General features: G+C 64.7%; 2 protein-coding genes. One reads left to right on the top strand and one right to left on the bottom strand.

Annotated elements, in window-relative coordinates; all coding sequences use genetic code 11:
* Positions 1-2189 (top strand): mechanosensitive ion channel domain-containing protein (locus tag PHE40_RS09090; protein ID WP_299961010.1); only part of this gene is annotated, 2189 nt, incomplete at its 5' end.
* Positions 2190-2491: 302 nt separating this feature from the next.
* On the opposite strand, the gene PHE40_RS09095 is transcribed toward PHE40_RS09090, so the two are convergent.
* On the bottom strand, positions 2492-2870 hold a 379-nt coding region (locus PHE40_RS09095; RefSeq protein ID WP_299961012.1), incomplete at its 5' end, for an SLC13 family permease.

The raw sequence follows: 2870 nt of genomic DNA on the forward strand, positions 1-2870 counted from the left end.
CGGCGGCGGCGGCCAAACCTGCCAGCGCCATCATTCCCGGTTCGCCTCTGGCGGCGTTAACCGCCGCCGCATCCAGCCCTGCCGACCTTGACGCCAATACCCCCGCCCCGTTTGGGACCACCTCGTTCGGCTTCTCCCTTGCCAACACACTGGGGAACGATGCGGCGAGAACTTTTGACGACTTCCTTGCCGCGCTCCGCAAATCCACGCAACTCACGCCGGTGTGGGACTGGTTGCGCGGCTTTCCGCAAGCCCCGGTGCGGCGCGCGCATCTTGTCAGCATCATGGAGGGGCTGGCCGTCACGATTTTGCCCGCGCTCGCTGTGGAGGCCGCCCTACGGTTTTTTCTAGCGCGCCTGCGTAGCGGATTGATCAGCCGTTCCGTGCCAGCGCCCGCCGTGATTCCCGCCGAGGGTGAGGAGGAACAGGGGCTGGCTGATGCGGAGGCGGGGGAGAGCGAGAAACTCCCCCGCCGGCGTGTCTCGCTTCGGGCCTGGGGGCGGCGCGGGCTGTTCGCGCTGCTGTATTTTGGCGTCCGGCTGCTGCCATTGCTCGGCTTTGCGCTCACCGTGGCGGCACTGCTGGCATACGGCCTGGCGGGCGAGCGCCCGGCGTATCTGGCGGTCGCCGGTATTGCCAATGCCTATCTGCTCGCGCGCTTCGCGGGCGAGGTTCTGGCCGTTATCGTCGCGCCAGGCGCGCCCAGCCTGCGCCTCGTCACCATGCCGGGGCGGCGCGCGGCCTCGGTGATGCGCCAGGCGATGGTGCTGCTCATCACCGTTTTCATCGGCTACGCTATCGTTTCAATCGCCCAATTGCTGGGACTGGCCCAGACCGGCGCCATGGCGCTCATCCGCATCATTGCGCTGGCTGTCCATATCGAAATCGCCATCGCCATCTGGCACAGCCGCCAGCTGGTGGGGCGCTGGATCGCCGGGCCGCCGGAAGCGGCCAGTGGCTTTGCCGCCTTTCGCCGCAGGCTGGGGCGCGTCTGGCATTATCCGGCGCTGTTCTACGTTTTGGCCTTGTGGTTTGCCTGGGCCGGCGGCGTGCAAAATGCCCTGGGCGTGCTGCTGCGCGCCGTTCTGGTCTGCGTTGCGGCGCTGGTGCTCGGGCGAATCGCCTGGACCGGCAGCTCGACCCTGCTGGAGCGGGCCTTTCCCGACGCACCCGATAGTGCCCATCCGGCCTTGCTCGCGCGGGCGCGGGCCTACAACCCGCTCATCCGCGTGCTCATCCGGCTTGGCATCGGCGTTGCGGTCATTGTGCTCGTGTTGCAGGGCTGGGGCGTCAACGCGGTGGGATGGCTGTTCACCAATCCGATCAGCGTGAGCCTGATCAATGCCGGGGTTTCCATCGTCATCACCATCGCCGTCGCCTTGGTCTTGTGGGAATGCGCCAATCTGCTGCTTGCCGGGCGTATTGAGCGGCTCGCCGCCACAGGGCGCATGGGCCAGGCTTCACGCCTGCGCACCCTGACGCCGATGCTCCGGGCCACCATCGGCGTCAGCATCTCGCTGGTCGCCGGGCTCATCTGCCTCTCTAAAATCGGTGTTAACGCCGCGCCGCTGCTGGCCGGTGCCGGGGTGCTCGGTATTGCCATCGGCTTTGGCAGCCAGAAGCTGGTGCAGGACGTTATCACCGGGCTGTTTTTGCTGCTGGAAGACGCGATGCAGGTGGGGGATGTCGTGTCGCTCGCGGGGATGACCGGTACGGTCGAACGGCTTTCCATCCGCACCATCCGTCTGCGCGGCGGCGATGGCTCGAACAATATCATCCCGTTTTCCGCCGTCACCACCATCACCAACATGACGCGCGATTTCGGCTACGCGCAGATTTCCATCGATGTCGGCTATCAGGAAAATCTGAACCGGGTTTTTGCCCTCCTGAAAGATATCGCCCGGACCATGCGCGCGGACCCTGCCTGGGCGGCGATGATCCGTGATGATTTTCAACTCTTCGGCCTGGACCAGTTCAGCGCCCGGGGGCTTGTCATCACCGGGCAGATCCGCACCGGCCCCGGCCAGCACTGGGCGGTGCGGCGGGAGTTTTATGCCAGAATCTATCAGCGCTTCGCCGAGGAGGGGATCTCAATTCCCACCGGCCAGCAGAGTTTCACCATAGACCCGGCAGTATTGCAGAACCTGATCACAGCCTCGCTTCCGCCGCCCGGGGTTCCGAGAGCCTGATTGGTTTAAGTGCGTTCAGGTTCCAGCACTACTTTGGCATATTGTTGTTATACCAGCCCGCCATGAGCTTGACTCTCTGGATTTGGTGGCGGGCTGGTATAAGCTCTTGATTTTGCGCGCGGCCGCCCCACCAGCCCCGCGCGCATACCAGCCCGCCAAGAGCTTGACTCTCTGGGTTTGGTGGCGGGCTGGTAAAACCCACAAAAACGGACGCATCGGATCACCCAGCGTGGCAGGTTCAACCAATTCTCGCAGGTCTTCGCACAACGTCACATCCGTGACCTTGGGGTTACCCGCCGCCCTTAAGGATATAACGCCACCACCGCCGCGAACAGCGCCAGCGGCATAACCACCAACCCAATTTGCAGAAACTGCCAGGCGTTCACATGCAGCCCGGCCGGCAGATTATTCACCAGATTCACCAAAACGCCGAGTCCCAGACCAGCCACCCAGCCGGCCGCGCCACCTGCCTGTCCCAGCAATTGGGCCAGCGCCGCCACCACGCCTGTGCGGTCCAGCGCCGCCACCATCACAAACAATCCTGCCACCAGCGGCAGTACATCCCACGAAATGTTCCGCAACATCTCCCAGGGCGGCTGGCGGGCAGGCAAGAGCACCACCGCGGCGGTTCCCAGACCGCACAGCAAAGTTAGCAGCCCCAGCGCAACCCCCCAGGCGGAG

Origin of the sequence: Acidocella sp. (genome assembly GCF_028687955.1) — a bacterium.
In the GTDB taxonomy this organism is placed as follows: Bacteria; Pseudomonadota; Alphaproteobacteria; order Acetobacterales; family Acetobacteraceae; genus Acidocella.